General features: G+C 44.1%; 16 protein-coding genes and 1 tRNA gene. 9 read left to right on the forward strand and 8 right to left on the reverse strand.

Annotated elements, in window-relative coordinates:
- Positions 1–42 precede the first annotated feature (42 nt).
- Complete coding sequence (locus JMY05_RS03445) at positions 43–1,557, forward strand: PepSY-associated TM helix domain-containing protein (protein WP_201614171.1); 1,515 nt, start codon at positions 43–45, stop codon at positions 1,555–1,557.
- A gap of 121 nt (positions 1,558–1,678) precedes the next feature.
- Here JMY05_RS03445 and JMY05_RS03450 read toward each other — a convergent pair whose 3' ends face one another.
- The 5 genes from JMY05_RS03450 to JMY05_RS03470 all read right to left on the reverse strand — a co-directional run bounded on the left by JMY05_RS03450 (position 1,679) and on the right by JMY05_RS03470 (position 11,161).
- Positions 1,679–3,391 (reverse strand): multidrug ABC transporter permease/ATP-binding protein, encoded by a 1,713-nt coding sequence (locus JMY05_RS03450; RefSeq protein ID WP_045446295.1) that lies wholly within the window; start codon positions 3,389–3,391, stop codon positions 1,679–1,681.
- A 112-nt stretch (positions 3,392–3,503) separates the two neighbouring features.
- Positions 3,504–5,792, reverse strand: a complete 2,289-nt coding sequence (locus tag JMY05_RS03455; RefSeq protein ID WP_201614172.1) for a TonB-dependent receptor — start codon at positions 5,790–5,792, stop codon at positions 3,504–3,506.
- Positions 5,793–6,114: 322 nt separating this feature from the next.
- On the reverse strand, positions 6,115–7,254 hold the full coding sequence (locus JMY05_RS03460; protein WP_201614173.1) for a siderophore-interacting protein: 1,140 nt from the start codon (positions 7,252–7,254) through the stop codon (positions 6,115–6,117).
- Positions 7,255–7,603: 349 nt separating this feature from the next.
- Positions 7,604–8,878 carry an HmuY family protein gene (locus JMY05_RS03465; RefSeq protein ID WP_201614174.1) on the reverse strand — a complete coding sequence of 425 codons (1,275 nt, stop codon included), beginning with the start codon at positions 8,876–8,878 and terminating at the stop codon, positions 7,604–7,606.
- 102 nt (positions 8,879–8,980) lie between these two features.
- Positions 8,981–11,161 carry a TonB-dependent receptor plug domain-containing protein gene (locus JMY05_RS03470; protein ID WP_201614176.1) on the reverse strand — a complete coding sequence of 727 codons (2,181 nt, stop codon included), beginning with the start codon at positions 11,159–11,161 and terminating at the stop codon, positions 8,981–8,983.
- 477 nt (positions 11,162–11,638) lie between these two features.
- Here JMY05_RS03470 and JMY05_RS03475 point away from each other — a divergent pair, with 477 nt between their 5' ends.
- The 8 genes from JMY05_RS03475 (at position 11,639) to JMY05_RS03510 (ending at position 21,472) form a co-directional block, all read left to right on the forward strand.
- Positions 11,639–12,772, forward strand: a complete 1,134-nt coding sequence (locus tag JMY05_RS03475) for a ChuX/HutX family heme-like substrate-binding protein (protein WP_201614178.1) — start codon at positions 11,639–11,641, stop codon at positions 12,770–12,772.
- Positions 12,773–12,922: 150 nt separating this feature from the next.
- On the forward strand, positions 12,923–13,780 hold the full coding sequence (locus JMY05_RS03480; protein WP_265089048.1) for a heme/hemin ABC transporter substrate-binding protein: 858 nt from the start codon (positions 12,923–12,925) through the stop codon (positions 13,778–13,780).
- 47 nt (positions 13,781–13,827) lie between these two features.
- Positions 13,828–14,814: a FecCD family ABC transporter permease gene (locus JMY05_RS03485; protein ID WP_045446303.1), complete on the forward strand. Its 987-nt coding sequence runs from the start codon at positions 13,828–13,830 to the stop codon at positions 14,812–14,814.
- A 15-nt stretch (positions 14,815–14,829) separates the two neighbouring features.
- The gene (locus tag JMY05_RS03490) at positions 14,830–15,687 is read left to right on the forward strand and encodes an ABC transporter ATP-binding protein (protein ID WP_201614180.1); all 858 of its coding nucleotides are present in this window, start codon (positions 14,830–14,832) and stop codon (positions 15,685–15,687) included.
- 331 nt (positions 15,688–16,018) lie between these two features.
- Complete coding sequence (locus tag JMY05_RS03495) at positions 16,019–17,260, forward strand: efflux RND transporter periplasmic adaptor subunit (protein WP_201614181.1); 1,242 nt, start codon at positions 16,019–16,021, stop codon at positions 17,258–17,260.
- Positions 17,257–18,540, forward strand: coding sequence for an ABC transporter permease (locus JMY05_RS03500; protein ID WP_227678092.1), 1,284 nt, complete (start codon positions 17,257–17,259; stop codon positions 18,538–18,540). Before JMY05_RS03495 ends, JMY05_RS03500 begins: the two co-directional genes overlap by 4 nt.
- A gap of 76 nt (positions 18,541–18,616) precedes the next feature.
- Positions 18,617–19,324: an ABC transporter ATP-binding protein gene (locus tag JMY05_RS03505; RefSeq protein ID WP_045446479.1), complete on the forward strand. Its 708-nt coding sequence runs from the start codon at positions 18,617–18,619 to the stop codon at positions 19,322–19,324.
- Positions 19,325–19,789: 465 nt separating this feature from the next.
- The gene (locus JMY05_RS03510) at positions 19,790–21,472 is read left to right on the forward strand and encodes an NAD-dependent malic enzyme (RefSeq protein ID WP_045446305.1); all 1,683 of its coding nucleotides are present in this window, start codon (positions 19,790–19,792) and stop codon (positions 21,470–21,472) included.
- A gap of 243 nt (positions 21,473–21,715) precedes the next feature.
- On the opposite strand, the gene JMY05_RS03515 is transcribed toward JMY05_RS03510, so the two are convergent.
- The 3 genes from JMY05_RS03515 to JMY05_RS03525 form a co-directional block, all read right to left on the reverse strand.
- Positions 21,716–21,792, reverse strand: a tRNA-Ile gene (locus JMY05_RS03515).
- A gap of 95 nt (positions 21,793–21,887) precedes the next feature.
- A complete protein-coding gene (locus JMY05_RS03520) occupies positions 21,888–22,073 on the reverse strand; it encodes an SDR family oxidoreductase (RefSeq protein WP_045446308.1) in 186 nt (61 codons plus the stop codon).
- Positions 22,067–23,254 carry a tRNA nucleotidyltransferase gene (locus JMY05_RS03525; protein WP_201614182.1) on the reverse strand — a complete coding sequence of 396 codons (1,188 nt, stop codon included), beginning with the start codon at positions 23,252–23,254 and terminating at the stop codon, positions 22,067–22,069. Before JMY05_RS03525 ends, JMY05_RS03520 begins: the two co-directional genes overlap by 7 nt.
- Between the last annotated feature and the right edge of the window lie 24 nt (positions 23,255–23,278).

Below are 23,278 nucleotides of genomic sequence, written 5' to 3' on the forward strand. Positions count from 1 at the left end.
GGTCGTTCATTGAGCAACCAAAGATTGTTAAAGGTCATCTTTATGAGCAAACACACAAGTCAATCAACCAATACTCAACGCTATTTTACGGTATGGCGTTGGCATTTTTATGCAGGAATGTTTATAGCACCTTTCTTAATTATCCTAGCTTGCAGCGCACTTGGCATGCTGTTGATGTCTAACATTGCAGGTCGTGATGACGATCGCCTCACTATTATCATCCCAGATTCAGCGATGACAGCACTAATTACCGCCCCTATTTCTACGCAAGCTAAAAACGCGTTGAACACTTTACCTAACAGCACGCTGGTGAAATATATCGCGCCTCGTGATACGGACACCGTTGCCTTGTTTCAAGTTAAGTCAGCCAGTCATGAGAATATGGTGGCGGTGAATCCTTATACGGCTGATATCGTTAAAAGCACACCGACTAATAGTGGTCTGTACTATACCTTTAATGATATTCATGCCGATTTACTATTGGGCAAAGTCGGTGATTATATCCAAGAAACCACTGCCTCATTGACGATTTTAATGATTCTAACGGGTTGGTATTTGTGGTGGCAAAAACGCAAATCACTCAAAGCCATGCTTATACCCAATGATGCTGTAAATAATAAGAAAAAACGCTCATTCATACGTACCATTCATGCGACATTGGGCAGTTGGATATCTGTGTTGCTACTGTTTTTCTGTATTTCAGGAATGGCATGGGCAGGCATCTGGGGCGAGCGTATGGTACAGGCATGGAGTCAGTTTCCTGCGGGCAAATGGGGCGTTGCGCCAATGCCGCTTTCTATTGATCACAGTCAACATCATGTTGGTATGGATATGAATAACGCTGAAGCCACGCCGCACGTTCATGGAGCAACACCAGCCACAGCACCCACGCATGGTGATGCACTAAATACGGGTAGTACCAAAGATGTGCCTTGGGTGCTTGAATTGACACCAATGCCAGCATCTGGCACTGTCGCTGGCAAGAATGGTATCGAGTCCAATATACCGAGTATGATCGATACTGTAGATCGATTTGCCCGTGAGATTGGTGTTGTCGGACGTTACCAATTAAATCTGCCACAGGGTAATACGGGCGTCTGGACGATTAGCCAAGACTCAATGAGCTATGATATGAAAAATCCAATGGCTGATCGTACGGTACATATCGATCGTTATTCGGGCAATATTTTGGCAGATATCCGCTTTGATGATTACAATGCTTTTGGTAAATTTATGGCGGCGGGCATTGCGATTCATATGGGGACGCTTGGATGGTGGAGCGTATTGGCCAATATCTTGTTTTGCTTATCGGTTATTGCTATTTGTGTGAGCGGTTACATCATGTGGTGGCAACGCCGTCCACGTCATGCCAGTGAAAAGGTTGGACTGAATCCACCAGCGCGTGGTCTCAGTTTTTCTATCTGGTGGCCGTTTGCCATTCCTTTGTTAGCAGTGGCAATCATATTCCCGACCGCCATCATCGCGATTGTCGCTATCGGATTACTAGATTTCTTAGTCATTTCACGGGTTGGTTTTTTACAGAAATTATTATTTTAAAATTAAATAAAATAAGAGAGCCATTCAAAAAGTCATTCTTATTTACACAAAATCGGGGCAACTTTCTAAAAGATGCCCCGATTTTTTATTGTTCGCCATTAACTTTTTACTAAGCCAGTATTTACGCCAACATAGCAATGGCATCGGCACTGGCACGTTGCCGTTCTTCAGCATTTAACTCAATGAGTCTGCCTTCTTTCATCAGTAATAATCGATCTGCATGCTCAAAGTAACCATCATCATGACTGATGATAAACAGCGTTTTACCCAAGGCTTTGAGTTCAGGTATCAGTGTTTGATAAAACACTCGGCGAAAGGCAGGATCTTGGTCAGCCGCCCATTCATCGAGTAGCAGTATGTCTTTTTGTTCAGCCACGGCAATGAGCATGGCCAAGCGCTTGCGTTGTCCTTGTGATAGCTTGTCGGTCGATAATTGGTTTTCAGTCACGCTGACTTTATCTTGTAAATTCAATTTATGCAGCCATGTATTCACGAGCGCTTCATCGGGTTGCTGTCCCTCTCTACCAATCAGCTGTTTAAAAAGATGCTGATCGCTAAAAATGGCAGAAAAAAGCTGTCGATAATCGGCGTTGTTTTTTGAGTCAACGAGCTGGCTGTCTATTTTTACAGCACCTATGCTAGGGGTGAAAATGCCTGTAATAATCTTGGCAAGCGTAGATTTACCGCTACCATTTGCCCCGATTAAAAACACCACATCGCCACGTTTCAAAGTCAGATTAACCGATTTTAGGATATCGGTAGAATTTTCATTTTCTTTGACCACTACCTCGTTTGCAGTGGTATCGTTACTTGCATAACGATAGCCAATATCATTGAATGATATGGACTGCCAGTTGTTTACCACAATATCCGTCGTAAAGGTTGATTGGTACTCCGCCAATTCTAAAGATTGTATTTTATCCAGCGCCACTTGTGCCGTTTGTAAGGTCGGATACGCACCAACGGCATGAAGGATGGGTGATTGCATGAATAGAATGGTTAAAGAGAAAGTGGTGGCAATACCCATCGGTATAGCAAGATAATTTGACACGGCAAACACCACACCAATGGCTGCGAACATCATAATGTTCGACCAATTCACGGCGGATAAATGATATGTATCTGATTTAATCACTCGATTTTGATAAGACTTGGCATGATTTAAGAAATCATTTTTATAGAGTTTTTCAGCGCGGTATTGATTAAGCGCCAGCTCTTTGCGACCATCTATAATGGATTGATAGTCCTCATATAAAAGATCATTAATCTCTCTGAGCTCTCTTAAATGAGTATAGACATGCTTCACTAAAATGGTGCTTATCCAAATCGTCATCGCAATCCAAAACATGACAATCAATAATAATGGCAGCGACAACCAGCCTAAATAAAGGGCGACACCAACCGATAAAATAACGCCTTGCACCAGCTCTGGCATACGCACAAAGGCGACAGTAATCGATTGAATATCTGAGGATAAGCTGGCGAGTAACCGTGCGCTACCCAAATGATCTATTTGCGGAACTTTAGTGTCGATGATTTGTTTGACCAGCTTGGTTCTGAGCTCATAGACAAACTTGTGACCGAGACGGGTTAAGGCATATTGTGATAAAAAAGTAGTGACCAATAGCAGGACAACCAAAGCTGAAAATTGACCCAAGCTCGCCCACGATAAGGTATTAAAAACAGGCTGACTGATAAAGGTGTGATTGATATAGGCAATGATGCCCACACTGACCGCCGCATTCACCAAATTAAGGAAAATAACTTTAAGAAAAGGCAGGCGATAGTGTGCCCAAATCATCTGATATAAAGAAACGGTGGCGCGAGAGGACATAATGGCTCAATAATAGAATGGTTTTTTGCGTATTTTTGATGGCATAAAAGGGAGTAGGTTGTGCCTAATCCCTTTTATCTAAGTCTTATAAATGTGGCTTAACCCGCATGTCTTAAAAGTCGAAAGTCGCTGACACTTTTAGGGCAGTAGGCTCACTGGCATTTAAGTATCCAGCACCCGCATAACCACCCACTGATTGCCAATAGTCTTCACCAGTAATATTAGTAACTACTCCTTTTAGCGTCACGTCTTGTCCAGCGAGCATGGTTTTATAGCGAGCACCTAGATCTAATGTGGTATAACCGTCAACTTTTAAGCTGTTGGCGGCATCGGCATAACGTGCGCCTGTGTGAATGATATCGCCGGTCACCGTTAATCCTTCAACTGCTGCTAAATCATATTCTAGGTTGACGTTGCTTTGTAGCGTGGGCAGTCCGATGACTCGGTTGCCGTCTAACGCCACATCGCCCGTATCTTTTTGCTCAGCATTTAAGTAAGTAACACCAGCATTGAAGCGCATGTTTTCGCTCGGGCTACCAAATACAGTCAATTCTACCCCTTGATGGCGATTTTCTCCAGCAGCGGTAAACGTATTTGAGTCATTGATATAAGCGCGCGGCTCATTAGTGCGGAATATCGCCAAACTACTGCCAATCAAACCGTTGTCATACTTAACGCCAACCTCAGTTTGCTCACTCACATAAGGGTCTAAATTTTGACCACCATTGGTGACAGCGCCACCATTATTAGTCAGAGGTGCTCTTGCACCTGGCGCTAGGCTTTCGATATAGTTGCCATAAACAGACCAGTCCATGCTCGGTTGATAGACAATTCCAACGCTTGGTGTCCACTCGCTTTTATCGTAATCAGCCGTTTTAGCCTGAGTGTTAGGATCATAGCTGGTGGTTTTTAAATTCTGATGACGCACGCCTAAAGTGGTTTTTAGTTTGTTATCGAACAGTGATATGGTATCGGCTAGCGCAAAGCTTTGGAATTGCTTCTCGTTGGTTAGTTTTGGATCGTCTAAGTTACCACCGAAGATTGCTGTGCTTGTAAAAGGGACCTCAGCGTAGTCAATAGGGCGATATAAATTGGTTGCGGGTTGATTACCAAAATCATAGGCGAACGCCCCTTTTTCTTCTTGGTCATAGAGATCCGCTGCTAGTACCCAATTATGAGCCACTTCACCTGTTTGCCATTTACCACGCAGACCGAACTCAGCACTTTGTACCAAATCTTTTCTAGAATTATCAAAGCGATAAACCGTACCTGCACCATCAACATTGTTGACGGTTAGATTGGCCAGTGAGTTTTCTTCCTCACCACTTCGCACACCGTAAGCACCATAAGCGGTAACGTTATCATTAAAATCGTACTCGCCTCTAATGGTACCAAAGACATCTTCTTCATCTGAATACGTCCAAGGCTGCGCCCAATTCTTTGAGCCGTCTGGTGCTTTTGGTACTCTAGAAACACCAGCAAGTGTGACACTAGGACGGGTCTTTTTGAGTTTGTTGTCTTGCCAGCCCAAATCAGCTGATAGTCGATACTGATCGCCTCTATAATCTAATCCTAACGCTGCCAGACCCAGTGTTGAAGATTCATCATCAATCGCGCTGTCGCCATCTTGATAAGCGGCATTAAAGCGAACGCCAAACGCATCATCAGTACCAAAGCGATCACTGACGTCTACGGCAACTTTGCCTTGATCGCCCTGACCATAACCGAGTGTCACCTTACGTAGCGGGTCATTGCCAGCTCGTTTGGGCAGCAGGTTAATGGTGCCACCAGCATTGCCACCACTGGGCGCTGCGCCATTGAGCATGGCGGATGCCCCGCGCTGAACCTCAACACGCTCGAACAATTCCGTTGCGATATACTGCCTTGGCAATATGCCGTATAGACCATTGTACATCGTGTCGTCAGAGGTTGTGACAAAGCCGCGCATAAAGTACGCTTCTTGAAAGTTGCCAAAGCCTCTAGCGACACGAACAGTCGGGTCTTTTTTGAGCAGGTCACCCACACTTTGGGCTTGTTGATTGCCGATATACTCATTGGTATATGAGGTAGTGGAGAACGGCGTGTCCATGATGTCTTGATTGCCCAAGATTCCGACACGGCTTCCTGTCGCTACTTGACCACCTGCATAGGCATCTGGCAACCCATCGGCTGATGCATCAGCACTACTGGTCACGACAATCTCATCGAGTACCACGCTTGGGGTATCGGATTGAGCGTCAGCATTTAAATCTGTTTGTGCCCACGCGGCTTGGCTTGCACCCAGTAGTATTACCGATGTGGACAGACAAGATGAGCACAGTGATTTCAATGACAAGGGATGGCGAGACAGATTCAATAGAGTAGGGCGAAATAAAGCAGAGTATAAGCGAGACAGTTGCATGAATATTTCCAGCACATAGATTAAATGCTTATTATAATGATAATCATTTTCATTACAATATATTACTGGATTAAATCTCAATATATTTTTATCGTATTAAGTGTACGTTTTCGTTAGGCAAAGTAGTAAGTCGTCTAAAGTTGATTAATTACAATATGTTGATTAGTCGCGCTACACCAGCAGCAACGATTGTTATTAGCTCAATTTAGCAGTCAGCACAAGTGGTTGGTAAGTGTCTAAATACCTATTATTTACTAAATGCTTACTATTTATTAAATGTCTGCTGTTTACAGAGATATGCCACTTATAAAAAACATAATGCTTATTGCGCACGCCAATAGACTTTAATGACCATATCCTGACGTGATAGCCCAAGGTTTGTTTTTAGTTGCTGTCGTAATGATTTGATATCCGCTGCTTCCAGCGCGCCCCATACTTTGTCAATTTTGACAGGCAGTCGCGCAAATTGTGTATTTAATAATGTCATTATTTGCTCAGTAATATCAGTTGTTGGGGCATTAACCAGCTGGCACACATTATCTTGCAAAAAATGCGCCTCATGGCGTAGTTGATTACTGAGCGTTAGGGTGTGTAGATAACTGATATCCTCTGGATCATTAGTGATGGCAATGACGAGGGGCGGCAATGGATTCTGCCAGTTTTCCAATAGATTGGCCACCGTAGGCAAGGAGGTTTCATCACAGATGAGTAAGCACTGACCAGTGCTAAGATGTTCTATTTTCTCTGGATATTCACGTACTGTTTTGATTTGACTGCCACAGTTAAGTGCGCGCGCCCAACTGCCCCCTGCCGTGTCGCCGTGAATGTAGACATCTATCCACGCTTGGACGGACGAGCTGCTCGAATCTCGCCATGCTTTTCGCAAGGTATAGTAGCGCTGCAAAGGTTTGTCGCTATCTCTTGAATGGTCTTTTGACTGGTGTTTTGTAGCAGATAGACCGTCCGCATCCAGCTCAAACAAATACGCGTAGCCCGGATGAGAGAGTGGCGTACTATCGGGTGCGGTTACCAGCAGTCGATACATATTGGGGCTGGCATAATAGCCATTAATGACCGTAAAACGCTGTTCTTGGAGCTTGATCGTGCGCTTGCCAAGCTTATTGGCAGATGTTTGCAATAGCGTTATATATTGCTCCTGTAGCGTCATAGAGTCACTAATAGGAACTGTAAAATCAATAAAATATTGACGGCTGAGCTTGCTGCTGTTTGTTAAGGTATCGTCGTCATGATGGGCGGTTGTGACATCCATTAATATCCCATCAGTATACGGCTCTGCTATCGAGGCGATCTCGTGCTCACTCACTGCCGTGGTAGTAAAGGCATTGATAAACATCGCGAGTTCATCTTGATGCTCTTCATTGACATGACTCATAAACTGGGCTTTGTCAGCCATGTCGAGCGGCGTTTTATCGAAATCGTACTGAGTAAGTGGTTGAGCCATAAAATGTCATCCAAGCCAAAATTCAAATAATTATTCAGCAAAATTTTAATTAATAAATGATTGGCTGCTGATTAAGGGCAAGATGGAAATATAATAGTTAATAAGCATAAAACATTCAAATGTTAATGATTATTAATATCACCTAGATTTTTATTACGATAATATACCATAGGTTAATTTATTTACAATCATAAACGGTCTAGTATCAGCGAATGACTGATATTTTTCTTGTAATGCTTGGCAGTGGTGACTCTTAAACTGTGTATAAACGTTATCGCCCAACCCGTTTTTGGAAGGTTTGATAGCTTACAAAAATGGGTTGGGCGAGCTAAAGTCGAACAGTAGAGTGTTAAGAAGCAGGTTGAATGTCTATTTTAAATTCCCATGAGGTCGCAGTCGTCGCTGAGCTATCAGGGTAATTGATTTTATCCAAACGTACGCGGGCATAGCTATTGCCTTCAGCAGATCTAATAAGCGCGCCTTGAGCGCTGTCAACCGCTTTGGCATTTAGTTGATGCGTCATGCCATTGTAGGTATACCAGCCAAAGTCTAGGTTTGGGAAATTACCTGTATAAGCAGGATTGAGATCCGAGCCTTTACTATCAATGACCCAGCTTCTGGCACTCATCGGTTTATCGTACACAGCGGTGTTGGTAAGGTCGGTTAAAGTCGCCGCACTACCATCGGTTATAAACTTGCTGACAATGGGCTCACCTTTATCATCATAATACCCTATTGGTGTTTTTGATAAGAAACCACCAACTTTGCCTTTATTAGTGCCAATCGCAGAATCGCCACCATTTAAAATGACGCTATTACGCTTAAAACCAATCTGCCAAGTACTGTTTTTATCGGCGCTACTTTGTCCTGTGGTTAGATCAAAATAGACCCAGTTATCATTGTTTGAGGCATCGATAGTTTTCGTCTGTACCTTGTTCGGTAGCGCCGTATCAATCCAGCGCAGAGTAGGGTAGCCCGAGGTTCCAGCATCATTATAATAGTTGGTAATCTGCATGTCATAAATAGGCTGCTGGACGCTGCTGTCTGTCATGGCACTGCTATTATCTGTGGTAACAAGGTAGACACGATTGTTCGGGTAGAGTTGATGGTTGTCTTTTAAATTGTATTCAAACCAAGGCTGTGCATCAAAAATACCGCCACTACGGTCTTCATTGTAGTGCATGGTAATATCACGACTGGTATCAGGATCTTGAGTTGCATTGCTATAACGACTCAGATCTGACCAATCGATTAAACCAAAAACGCCGCCTTTACCTGCGCCAGAATCACCGCTATTTGACCAAAGCTTGACCGAACGCGCTTGGTTATCAAACTTGATATCCCACTTATCCTCAGTACACGAGCTTTCAGCTTTGGCATCAAAGTCATAACAAGTCGCAGTATTAGGCGCTAGATTGGTGACTTGCCAAGTAGCCGTTTCGCTAAAGCTGGCAGTGCTAACAGGCGGCGTGTTACCACCATTATCGCCATTTCCGGTATTGCCACTACTCGAGCCATCACTGCCGCCACCGCAGCCAGTCATGCTGAGTGCTAAAATACTGCTACTAAACAGTAATGCCAATTTGGTCGGCTTGGTGTGAACTGCTGGGAGAATGGGGGTCATATCAGCTTCCTTGAAGGTTGTTGTTTCAAATAGAGGGTACAAAATAAGGGTAAAAATAGCGGTACAAATACACTTGCTTTAGAATGATTGTGAATCAAAGGCTTACCAGTGGTAGCTGGCGCCAAGTAACCACTCGCGATTATCAATGGGACGGTAGTCACTGGTATCGGTGACATCACGCTGCACATCAAAGATATTATTAATCGCTGCATACAAGCTCAAGTTTGCGGTGGCGTCATAATTGAGCTTGCTATCGAGTGTCCACCAAGACGGTGAATACGCCTGCTCGCTGGTACTAATCAGCTGTTTGGATTCATAGTTAAGGCGCGGGATCAGCTGTAATTTGTCATTGATTTGATAATCTAGTGCTAGCATCGCTTTGTGATTGGGCTTATAAGTCAGCTCGGTATCCGTCACATTGTTATGCGTTTTTAAATAAGCATAGCTGGCTTGTAGTTTGGCGCGCTCGTCCACTTGCCAGTCAAGGCCAATATCGCCGCCATAGGTTTTGGCACTATCGACGTTCATATATTTATAAATGGCGATATTTCCCTCAAAGCTTGCATTGTCTTCATCGGTTTGGATCAGGTCATCTATCTCGTTATAAAAACCATTGACCGTCAAATTCACGGTGTCGCTCAGTTGACCTTGATAGCCGATCTGGTAACTGGTTGAGGTTTCAGGCTGCAATTCAGGATTGCCCATGACTTTATAACCCAAATTGCTGTGGTCAAAGACGTAGTAGCGTTCTTTTAGATTGGGCACGCGATAACCACCGCCAATACTGCTACGAAAAACATGGTCGCGCCCGCTTGCATCCAAATGGTTGTATTTGAGTGATACTTTTGGCGCCGTATGACCACCAAAGTCTTCATCGTTTTGATAGCGAATACCGCTCAACACTTCCCAGTTATCGCCAATCAGCCAATCATCTTGTAGATATAGCTCACCGACATCACGGCTGACGTCATCGCTGATGAGCTCGCTGACTTGGTTTTTCGTTTGGCTTAACTTGTCTTGCTGAACCTGACCGCCGACTTGGATAAGATGAAGGTGCTTATCGGATAGCAATAGCTCAGGTAGATCGAGCTGGGCTTGTGCCAACGTCGTACTAATCTCTGTATCACGGGCACTAGTGATGGCTTGCTGTGTTTTAGTATTGGATTCGCTTTGATATTCCTCATGCAGCGCTTGAGCGGACAATCGATAAGTCTTGCTGCGATCATCGACATGCGGTGCGATATCAGCGCGTGCACCGATACTAAAGCGCTGCTTGCTGATGTGCTCATCTCTTTGCTGTGCCAAATAGCGCGGCGCGACATAATAATTAAAGCGACTAATATCGTCTTCTTTATAGTGGCTGGCTTCTAGCCAATATTGAGAGTTTTTGACCAGTCGGCTATCGTTATTACTATTGTTGTCGTCCGATATACCTTTACCGTCAGGGCGGTAGCTGAGGCGGGCACTGACTTGTGATTGCTCGCTGGCATCTTTTAATCTGGGCCATGCTTCATGGTCTAAGCTTAAGCCATCATTGTTCAGATACGAGCCTGATAGACGCGCGTGAAAGCGTTGGTTTTTATCCAATGCCCCTTCCACGCTGGCCTCTACATAGCGCTTATTGGCGTCTAGCTTTTTACCAGATGGATTTTGCTGCCCATTGCTGGCAATCTCGGTGGTGATATGTCCTGTTGCCGCGCCAATGGGTTTGGTGATGATATTAATGACGCCGCCCATCGCCGCGCTACCAAACTGCGCTGACGCCGCTCCTTGCACCACTTCTATTTGCTCAATATCCATATTCATATATTGATTCAAATTTACTGTCGAGCCAGTGCTTGCTGTGATCGGTAAACCGTCAATCAACACCAATACTTGATCACCTGTGAAGCCTTGCATGCTGACCTCGTAACCTGTCTTGCCGTGGACTTCACGTAAGTAGACATTGGGCAACAAGGCCAGCGCTTCTTTTAAAGTATGAGCATGGTTGTCATCGAGCTGCTGGCGACTGAGTACTTGCAGGGCAACTGGCGAATCACTTAAAGCGCGCTCAGAGCGAGTCGCCGTTACCACGATAGGGTCTAAACGTGTGCTCGGCATGGCTGCATCGTCGGTCATATCACCATTCGTCTCTGCGAAAATTGGCGCTGCTTGGGCTGAAACTGACGCGAATGCAAACAATGCTAATGCCACACTTATGGCTAATGGGCTACGACGCAGCAGTGAGGGATGGGTGTTTAGTCCCGTATGAGTCAACGATAAATCAAACGCTAAAATTGACATAAATAAAACAGCCATCGTAAAAAGAGAAAGTAAGAAAGTCGCGCTGCTTAAAGACCTTTTTCTACAAAAAGAGCGATCTAAAGCGACCTTTTCATAGTATTAATTATTAAAGGTTTGGTTACTTGATTCACTAGATTAAGTAACAAAGCCCAGACATAGTATTTCAAACGATAATAACTATCAAGATGTAAATGATAATTATTATTATTTACAAAGTGAGAAAATGTTGCCATAATGATTTTGTCCGAAGCCTAAAGACAGAATTATAAATGATGAACTAGAAGCGATAATTGCTAAAAGTCTGCTTGATAAATACACCCTTGCATCATCATTGCAAGCCCTGTAGTACAGCAGGCATTGGTTTTATCAAACATCAATCATCATCGTCGCTGCTATTTTCTGAAGATATTCATATCTCAATACTACATAGCCAAGATCATTGGCTTTTTTACTGCTATTTATTTTATGGAGACCATCATGAGTCAACCGTTATCGTTAACCAAAAAAAATACTGAGCTGTGGCAACAGTACCAAGCATTAAAAGCAAAAACGCCGATGTTATTTCCCACAGAAGGAGCGGCTGCGCTAGGCATCAGCGAGTTTGAACTGATGTTAGCATCCCCTTATAGCCAGTATATGGGTGATCAGTGCAAAGCTGTATTAAAGCAATTTGAGAACTTTGGTGAAATGGAAAGCATCGTCAGAAACGAGCTGGCCGTGCATGAAAAAACCGCGCCATATCATAATCTTAAGCTTGGCGAAAAGATGGGATTAGCGCTCAATGTGGGTGGTCTAGATTTGCGATTCTTTATGTGGCAATGGCAGCATATGCTGGCGGTAACGGATACGAGCCGCGCTGATAATCCCTCTTATAGTATTCAGTTCTATAACGCGCAAGGTGCTGCTATCGATAAAGTGTATCTACGAGAGTTAAGCGCTGAGACTATTGCGCGCTGGCAAGCGATGATTCAGGAGCAGCAGCAAACGGTGAATAATGAGACGCTGACGTTAGAGGCACAAGAGCCACTGAATGACTGGCGTTACAAGGCATTAAGTGAAGAGGAGCGTACGCAGTTACAACAAGGCTGGCAGGCGATGACAGACGTGCATCAATTCCACTCATTATTAAAAAATCTCGATATTGATCGTGCTAGTAGCTACCGTCAAGCACCAGAGCAGATGACGCAGCAGCTTGATATTAGCGCGGTCGAAGCGGTTTTCGAGCAAGCGCGCGATGCCAAATGCCCAATCATGATATTTGTCGGTAATAGTGGACTGGTACAGATTCAGACTGGCACCGTGCAGACACTCAAGCGCATGGGCGATTGGTTAAATATTTTAGATAAAGACCATAATGACTTTACGCTGCATTTAAAAGACAAAGCATTGGCGCAAGTGTGGAGCGTTAAGCGCCCAACCAAAGACGGCATCGTGACTTGTATCGAAGGTTTTGATGATCATGGTGTCAGTATCTTTAGTGTGTTCGGTCAGCGAATTGAAGGCACGCCTGAGCTTGAAGCATGGCAGCAAATTGTCTCGACGGTCATCGAAGCGCATTCATATGCAGAAGCCTTAGCACCAGTGGTTATGGCTGAAGAAGAGAGCGTGTAAACCCGTCATAAAAAATCAGCAAATTTTGCGATATTGACACTCACATAACGGATAAGTCATAGCTGTTGTGTGAGTTATTTGGGATGCTTCATACACGTTAATGGTTCTGTTAATAGTGTCGTTTTTTACGTTAGCAAATTAGGAATGCTTATGTCTTCTGCATTATCAAAAACAGTAATCACTCACGCAGTGATAAATAAAAAATTGATGAGTCGGGCTATCAGCACTGCTGCCATTATTGGCGCATTTGCCGTGCCCTCACTTTCTGCCCAAGCTTATGAGCGTATTGTCGCGATGAGCCCCGATGTTGCAGACGTCGTGGTGGCACTAGGAGCGACCGATAAATTGGTCGGTAAAGATGCGACCAATCATAATCCAGCGTTAAAGAATGTACCAGCCGTGGGTATGCACCGTAATATCACTGCCGAGTCAGTGTTGGCGGTCAAGCCAGATTTGGTGCTTGGTAGTTATATGGTGCAGCCTGCGAGTATTTATCAGCGCTTAAATGGTCTAAAGGTTAAAGCCGTTAATGTCGCGCCCAAAGAAGAGGTAAGCACCTTTGCCAATAGTATTAAATCAATCGGCAGTTACGTTGATAGAAAAGCTGAAGGGTCGCAGCTTGCGAAGCGTTGGAATACAGGGATGAGTCCAATGGCAAAGACGGGTAAGCGTTATTTATTAAGTTACGATGGTCGTATCGTTGCAGGTAAAGACACGGTAGGGGATGAGTTGATTCGCCGTGCGGGTGGGATAAATGCTGCCAATGTATCTGGGTTAAAACCCATGTCACGTGAAGGCTGGCTGGCAGCCAAGCCCGATGTAATCATTATTGCCGATCATAATCAGGCAGTGGTTGGCGGGATCAGTAAATTTAGTAAACGTCCAGAGATTGCAGCAAGTGTCGCAGGCAAGAAGGGCGGCGTACACTTTTGGCCAGCTGATGATTTTCTGCGTTACGGCTTGCATTCGCCTGACGTCTTAAAAAAGCTGAACGCTGTAGCAAAATAGCCTAAGTAAAAAAAATTTATCTCATATTCAACAAAATGACATCTCACATGGTAAATACGATTTCTGCTTCTATCCCTACACAAACTAGAAAACATAAACCTAGCATCTACTATATTGCTGCCGCTGTCACATCTGTATTGCTAATTTGGTTGGCGCTTGGTATTGGCTTTGGCGAATGGTCAAGTCCCAATTATCTTGATAACACCATCTGGCAGCTGCGTTATCCGCGTGTGGTGACGGCATTACTGGTTGGTATGGCGTTGTCAGTTAGTGGTGCAGCATTACAGGCTTTATTTGAGAATCCTTTAGCGGACCCAAGTTTAATCGGTACATCAGGTGGCGCGGCGCTTGGTGTTGTTTTGGTTCTGGCGTTGGGGTTTGGTGGCATTGGGATACCGCTTGCGGCGTTTACTGGAAGCGTATTGGTCTGTTTATTTATTCTCGCTTGTCATCGGTTTTTGGGCGGTGGGCAAATGGGCTTGCTGATATTGGGATTTGTCATTAGTGCTTTTTGTGCCGCTGTCGTCAGCCTGATTTTATTCATGTCTGATGACATGGTGCTGCGCTCCGCGACCAATTGGCTGTCAGGCAGTATGGCGGAAGCGGGTTTTGTGCCGCTGCGATATTCAATTATTTCTATAGTTTTAGGCTTAGCGATTTTATTACCGTTAGGTCGTCAGTTGGATGGACTGATGCTTGGTGAGGCAGCCGCTAAGTCCTTGGGCATCAAAGTGGGTGTGGTTCGTTGTTTGGTCGTGATTGCCTCGGCATTATTGACGGGAGCGGCAGTGTCTTTAGCAGGCGTCATTGGTTTTATTGGCATGATGGTGCCAAACCTGCTGGCTATTCTGTTTGGCGGTGGACGTATGCGGCTCATGATTTGGTCTGGCTGGCTTGGGGCGATATTATTACTCGTCATTGATGGCGCGGCGCGGCATGTTGCTTATCCAGTGGATGTGCCCGTTGGCATCGTTTTAGCGTTGCTTGGCGGTCCATTCTTTATTTGGCTGTTTGTGCGTAGTAGCCGCCGTTAATTGGAGAGAGTGTTTATGTTTCATTCGTATTTTACGGCTACATCAAAGACATCATTAGCGAGTCGAGACAGTCGTATAGATGGTAGTGATATCAAGAGTAGTGATGAAGGCGAGCTGTTGTCGATGCAAGATATTCATATCTCGCATGGTCATAAAACATTGTTAAAGATAGACAAATTAACCGTGCCAAGCCAAAAGCTGGTCGCCTTTATCGGACCAAATGGCGCGGGTAAAAGCACGTTGTTGCATACGGTTTTGGGTCAACACACAGGAACCGCGCTTAAAACGGATGGTCACATTACGATTTACGGTCAGCCGATCAACGAGGTCATGAATGATGGTCATATCGCTTGGGTTGGACAACATGAGCGTTTTGAGCTGCCGTTAACGGTATTGGATTATGCGCTGTTAGGAGTCTCGCCAAATCTTGCATGGTATCAGCGCCCAAATAGTAATCATGTTGAGCGCGCGCAACGTTTACTACAAGACTTTGAGTTATCAAGTTTGGTCAGTGCCCGCGTGCAAACCTTATCAGGCGGTGAAAAACAGCGCTTGGCTATCGTGCGTGCGCTAATGCAAGACACTAAAATCATGATGTTTGATGAACCGACCAATCACCTCGATATTCGCCATCAGCGTTTTTTACTTCATTATTTGCATAATTTGGTACGACAGCAGCGCAAAAGTATCTTGGTTGTGTTGCATGATTTGACCCATGCGCATCGCTATACTGATGAAGTGGTGCTATTAAACGGTGGACAAATTGTTGCGCAAGGAACGCCTAGTGAAGTGATGACACGCTCGCAATTAAGCGATGTTTATGATGTCGATATTAAGGTGCATCAGACTGAAGATGGCTTGGTGTTTGTATGATTCTGAGCACTTGAGCTATTATTTTGACTTTACGATAGGCATTTGATGATCAACTTGGCTTTTTAATCTGTATCTATCGCACTGATTTATTCGGCAATAAAAAACCCTTCATACTAATAAATAATAGCATGAAGGGTTTTTTTACATCTTAACTATTGTAGTGAATCAAATATTTTTAATATAACCATGCAAAATATAACCATACCAACAGGATGATTTTCAGTTAATAAATAATTTTAAACCTAAAAAATTTTGCAGTAAACTCGCATAACGATCGAATTTAGTAGAAACTGTAAACCACTAGGTATTTGTTCTGAACGGGAGAAAATCATTGCGCGCTATTCCTTATAAACTGATTGTTAGCGCACTACTGCTCATCATTGTTGCGGGCTTTTTTGCCTTTCGCTGGTGGCAAGGACCACTATTACCAAGCTATAGAATATCTTCGATGCCTTTGGTGCAGACGGTCGTAGCGACTGGACGGGTCGTTGCCGTATCAAATACTGACATTGGTAGCGAGATATCAGGTGTCGTATTAGAGCGACGGGTAGCAGAAGGCGAACAAGTCGCTGCAGGAGATTTATTGTTGGTACTAAGCTCCGATGACGTTGCAGCCCAAGTGCGGCAAGCAGAAGCCGAGTTGGCGGAATTGATTAGTAGCACTCGTCCACAGGCAGCAGTAGATTTGGCAAATGCCGAAGTAGCGTTGGCGCAAGCTGACCGTAATGTCGAGCGTAGGCGCGAATTGGCTGCTATCTCGGCCATCTCTGATGAGGAAATGGAGCAAGCGATTCAAGCCCAAGCCCAAGCACGCAATGACCTTGAAAATGCACGCCTGAGAGCGAATGCACTCTCCTCTGGTGGTGTTGAAGAAGATTTATTACGTGCTCGTATCGCTGCATTGCAGGCTCAGCTCAATAAAGCGCAAGTACGTAGCAAAGTATCAGGCACTATTCTGACCCGAAATGTAGAAATAGGCGATTTGGTACAGCCAGGTCAGAGCTTGTTTACTATTGCCCTCGATGGTAAAACTGAAATAAGAGTACCGCTTGATGAACGTAATTTATCTCGATTGGCTTTGCAGCAACCAGCTGTCGCTATTGCTGATGCCTATCCGGATAAACCGTTCCCCGTACGTATTAGTTTCATTGCACCAAGTATAGATCCGCAACGCGGTACGGTAGAGGTGAGATTGTCCGTCGATCCTGTACCTGATTTTTTGCGTCAAGATATGACGGTATCAGTGAATATCGAAACGGATCAACGCGCAAAAGCCTTAGTCATTCCTAATGATGCACTAGCCAATGTTAAAGAAGACAGCGCCGAAGTATTATTATTGCGTGATGGTAAAACACAACGTCAAGTAGTGAAATTAGGGTTACGCGGGCTATCAGCATCAGAGGTGCTCTCAGGACTGAGCGCAGGTGATGAGATATTGGTTGATGCGACAGTCTCACTGGCTGATGGAAAAAGAGTGAGAACTGCGCTTCAAGCAGCACCTTTTGCCGCTCCTGATGCTGACAAGATAACAACGGCAAGTGATAAGAGCCAAGCAGCGGAGACAGTCAATTGACGGCTTTTTTCGGTAGACTATGGATTGATGCCACCATTGCCATCAGTTTTTTACGCGAGGGACGCATACAGTCGTTGATGATTACTCTGGGAGTAGCGATAGGTGTTGCCGTTATTATATTTATCACCGCACTCATTCAAGGATTACAGACCAACCTTATTGAAAGTACCCTCGGCAGTCAGGCACATATTCGCTTAGTAGCGCCAGACGAAGTCAACCTAATAGCGCCATCTGCTGATGATACGCTGCAACTGATACAAGAAGACAAGCGTCCACAGCGGCTACGTTCTATTAATAATTGGCAGCAAATCACTGACACGCTAGATCAACTGCCCTTATTAACTGCCGTATCGCCAAACGTGTCTGGGCCTGGGTTTGTCCGGCGTGGTGAGGCATTAGAGTCGGTAATACTAGTAGGTACTGACTTGGCGCGTTATCAGAATATAATCCCACTTGATGAATACTTAAACAGTGGTGAGCTGCGAGTGGGCGCAGATAATGTATTGATTGGTAGCGAACTGGCTAAAGATTTGGGTGTAGAGGTCGGTAGTAAACTGCGCTTAGATACTGGTCAAGACGATGGTGATAGTAGTCCCAGCAATAATCTGAGTAACAACTTTGGTAGCAACCTTAGTAGCAACAGCGCTGTAGTCAATATCGCTGGTGTATTTGAGCTCGGCGTACGAGAGCTTGATGCGCGCTACGTGTATCTAGACCTAAAACAAGCGCAGTCATTACTCAACCTACCGGGCGGTATCACAGTCATTGATTTGACGGTTGAAGATATCTTTGAGGCGGAGGAAATCGCTGCACAAGTGGGTCGTTTGACCTCATTGCAAGCAGAAAGCTGGATTGAAACCAACGCCCAACTGCTGAGTGGTCTCACTGCTCAAAGTTTATCTAGCAATATGATTGTCGTTTTTGTGGCGATCTCGGTGGCTTTTGGTATTGCCAGTGTGCTATCGGTCAGTGTGGTTCAGCGTACGCGCGAGATTGGTATTCTACGAGCCATGGGTGCAACTCGTCAGCAAATCCTACGAATATTCTTAATTCAAGGGGCTATATTTGGCTTGCTAGGCTCGATTGTCGGTAGTGGTGTCAGTTATGTATTGGTCTGGTCTTTTAATACTTTTGGGCCCGACATATTTACAATTCCCATATCGATAAACCTGATCTTAGTGACTATGTCGTTAGCAACGCTAACTGGTGTGATAGCAGCCGCTATTCCAGCGCGGCGCGCAGCAGCACTTGATCCAGTGGTGGCTATTCGTTATGTCTAATCATGATTCTAGCGACACTTTTAATAATGACTTTAACAATGTTTCTGCCAATCCTTTTAATAAGACGTCAACTCCTATGTCCAGTCAATCTCACGAAGTTCTGCGTCTAGAGGCACTAAAAAAGTCTTATAACATCGGTCAACCTAATGAGATTGAGGTGCTGCACGGTATTGACTTAACCATCAGCACTAACGACTTTGCCGCCCTGATTGGTCCTTCTGGTTCAGGTAAAAGCACTTTGCTAAATGTACTAGGATTACTAGATCAGCCGACCAGCGGTGAGCTATATCTGTTGGGTCAAGCGACCAGTGCTATGAATGATGCTGGTCGCACCGCTTTACGGGGCAGTAGTATTGGCTTTGTCTTTCAGTTCCATCATCTGATTCAAGCGTTTAGCGCATTAGACAATATCTTAATGCCGCTAACATTGACAAGGGGTCGTCCAAATAAGCTTACTATCCAAAAAGCGCGCGAGCTACTGGCAGCGGTTGGGTTAGAGCGCTTTGCTGACAGTAAACCTAACGAGCTATCAGGTGGTCAGCAACAGCGTGTCGCCATTGCACGCGCCTTGATAACCGAACCGGCATTGCTATTGGCTGATGAACCTACAGGTAATCTGGATACCGTGACGGCTGGAGAAGTGTTTGAGTTGTTCCGCAAAGTCAATCAGGAACGTGATTGCGCGGTATTGCTGGTCACCCATGATCCACGCTTGTCAGCATCTTGCGATCGAACGATTAATTTGGTTGATGGTCGTATTGATAGTGATACGTTGAATAATTGAAAAATATCGTAGTGATAATAAAAGTCATATTGGCGGATTACTTATCTGCTTAACAAAGATTTCTATCAATACCGCCGTCAATATAGTCATTCCACTATAAAAGCATTACAGCGTTAGCCTCGCTTGAAGTATTTAATATACATCTACACTCGGTTGCCTTGTACTACTTTTAAATTGAATCGACTATAGTGACATCAATAAAGGTAGCGGCTTTGATTGTATGAAATCTCATAGAAAACACCCAATAATAAAAAACCCTTTTTTATAAAAAATTAAGGTAAAAGCTAAATATATCTATATTTCTAGGTCAATGTATCCGTGCCATCACCTTTAGAGCCATGTTCATTCAAAATGATTTTGTTATCTATTGTTAAATACCAGTCGATGCTATGTATAATGCAGCACTAGCATAGCTTTCACTCAGTATGGCTTTCACTCATATGCCTTTAATAAGAAGATTACATTATGTCAAACAAGCGTCCTTTATATATTCCCGTTGCAGGGCCCGCTCTTTTAGAGACTCCTTTACTCAATAAAGGCAGTGCTTTTTCATCAGAAGAGCGTGATAGCTTTAATTTAACTGGGCTATTACCTCATAACATTGAGACAATTGAAGAGCAATCACTACGCGCTTATCATCAACTGCGCTCATTCACTAATGATATGGATAAGCATATTTACTTGCGTAACATCCAAGATACCAATGAAACCTTATTTCACCATCTAATTGAGCAGCACATTGAGGAAGTCATGCCGCTCATTTACACCCCAACTGTGGGTCAAGCATGTGAAAAATTCTCGCAAATTTATCGCCGTAAACGCGGTTTGTTTATCTCATATCCTGAGCGTCATAAAATCGATGACATGCTGCAAAATGCCACCAAACAAAACGTCAAAGTGATCGTTGTCACTGACGGCGAACGTATATTAGGTCTAGGGGATCAAGGTATTGGTGGTATGGGTATTCCTATTGGTAAATTGGCTTTGTACACCGCTTGTGGTGGTATTAGCCCTGCTTATTGCTTACCAATTTTGTTGGATGTTGGTACCAATAATCAACAGCTACTCGACGATCCTATGTACATGGGCTGGAGAAACCCACGCATTTCTGGTGATGAGTATAATGAGTTTGTCGACTTATTTATTCAAGCCGTTAAACGTCGTTGGCCTGAAGCATTATTACAATTTGAAGATTTTGCCCAAGAGAATGCGACACCATTATTGAATAAATATCGTGACCAATTATGCTGCTTCAATGATGACATTCAGGGCACTGCTGCGGTTTCAGTTGGTACCTTGATTGCAGCGTGCTTAAATAAGGGTCAGAAGCTTAGCCAACAAAAAATAGCATTTTTAGGCGCAGGGTCTGCTGGTTGCGGTATTGCTGAACATATCATTCGCCAAATGCAGCGTGAAGGGTTAACGGAGGCGCAGGCTCGCAGCCAAGTATTTATGGTTGACCGCTATGGCCTGCTTACTGATAACATGACGGAGCTACAAAAATTCCAAGAACCGTTAGTACAAAAAGAATCCGCTATTGAAAGCTGGGATAAAAGTAAGAAACTCGGTTTAGCGCAAGTGGTTAAACAAGCAAAAATAACCGTATTATTCGGCGTCAGTGGACAAAAAGGTCTGTTCACCCAAGAGGTGATCGAATCCTTGTGTGTTAATACTGAACATCCTATTGTATTACCACTTTCAAACCCCACGTCTCGTGTGGAAGCGACACCGCAAGAAGTGACTAATTGGAGCAAGGGTAAGGCAATTGTTGCAACAGGTAGCCCTTTCCCTCATACCACTTTTGAAGGTCAGTCTTTCGAGGTTTCTCAGTGTAATAACAGCTATATTTTCCCCGGTATTGGTCTGGGTGTTTTAGCAGCACGGGCGACGGGTATCAGCGATAATATGCTCATGGCGGCAAGCCAAGCCCTTGCAGATATATCAATGGAATACGAAAAAGCACCTGGTGCCATCCTACCGCCGATTAAAGTTATCAGAGAGATTAGTGAAAAAATAGCGTATGCAGTGGCATTGCAAGCGGCTCAAGATAAGCTAGCACTACCTATCACAGCGGAGAATTTACAACGTCGATTAAAAGCGAATTTTTGGTTACCTGAATATCGTAATTATCGCCGTACTTCTTTCTAATGTTAGAAATTAGATATAACAAATTCTAATATTAAGCACATTATCTAAGTAAAACACTAAATGAAAAAAGGTTGCTAACGCTATATTGCATATAGTGTTGGCAACCTTTTTTTACTGCTATTCAATCCATTAGTTTACCAAGTTTACTTTTACCGATTCTTCAGCATAGTTCAATGATTGTTTTCTATTAAATTCTAGACAATAAAAAACCCTTACAAGTTAATGACTGTAAGGGTTTGAATTTGGTGGGCCCAGTAGGACTTGAACCTACGACCAAAGGATTATGAGTCCTCTGCTCTAACCAACTGAGCTATGGGCCCTAACGCTAGACGGACAATGATACCTGAATTTTTTAATTTTTCAAGTAAAAGATAGGTAGTAATCAAGATATTTTTTATGATGCTCTGCTTTTCTATCAAATATGACCATCAGCCAATGTCAGACTGCGACCACCATCAACAGTAATAATCTCAGCAGTAACATAATTGACCTGTACTAGGTACAACACACTATGGACAATCTCGTCAGGTCGACCTATACGCTGCATAGGAATTGAGTCAATGATATCGCGCTGCTGCATCTTTTTAAATTTTCTTAACATTGGTTTCGTGCTTGCAAGTGCTCAATTCTGGCTTGTCTGAGTGCTACGCCAATCGCAGGGCCTGTTAGTGCTGAGTCAATATCCTGCATGTTAATGGCATGAAAGCTATTCAATGCTATCATCATCTGACGGTGCTGTGTTGCCAATTGCAACACGTGGCTGGTCACTAATAGCTGCGATAACTTATCAGGCTCTTTATGAGCGCCGCAAGTTTGTATGAGGTCAATTTTTTCAGCCACGCTTAAATGGCTTATTGTGCTTAGCTTTGTGGCTTGCTGAGCGAAGAGAGTCGAAAATTGAGTGTGTGCCTTTGGTACCTTAGCGGCGTTGCCTATATCATTGATACCTTTTATATTGGCTGCTTTATTCACGTTTTCATTTTTATTTTCTGAGGTAAATAAAAATGAATTAAGGCTACTCATTAATAGTGCCCAGCGCTGTGATAGATTCAATCGCATTTGCCCTGCGAAATATAGCGCCGTCTGTACCGTTTCACGTATCTGAGTATTAGTCCAATCTTCATGTAGTGGGGCAAAATATTCTATGAGCGCACCAATCTCAAACAGTTGTTGCCAGTATACCTGCGGCGATAGCTGCATGGTTGCACGGCTAGATTCTTGCCAAATACGCTCTGCACTTAAATGTGCAAGCTCTCCAGAGTCAACCAATTGGCGCATCAACGTCAAAGTTTCATCAGCAATGACAAAACCTAGGTCATAATAACGGCTATAGAAGCGAGCGGTTCGAAGCACTCGTAGAGGGTCTTCGCTAAATGCATCGGAGACATGACGCAAGGTTTTGCTTTCTATATCAGCCATGCCACCATAATAGTCAATGACGTCACCGTTGATAGGCGTATCATCAGTTAAGCTGGTGACTTCTATCGCCATGGCATTAATCGTCAAGTCTCGACGTTGTAGATCCTCTTTTAAGCTGACGTCAGGACTGGCATGTACGCTAAAGCCTTTATACCCCAAGCCTTCTTTGCGTTCAGTGCGTGCCAGTGCGTATTCTTCATGGCTACTAGGATGCAAAAATACAGGGAAATCTGCACCCACTTGCTGGAACCCTGCATCAAGCATTTCTGCAACAGTTGCACCAACGACGACAAAATCTTTATCTTTAATAGGACGTGCTAACAGTTGATCGCGTACCGCGCCGCCGACAAGGTAAATTTGCATGAATGCCTCTATCTTTTATTTTTA

It is taken from the genome of Psychrobacter sp. JCM 18902 (assembly GCF_904846615.1).
GTDB lineage: Bacteria > Pseudomonadota > Gammaproteobacteria > Pseudomonadales > Moraxellaceae > Psychrobacter.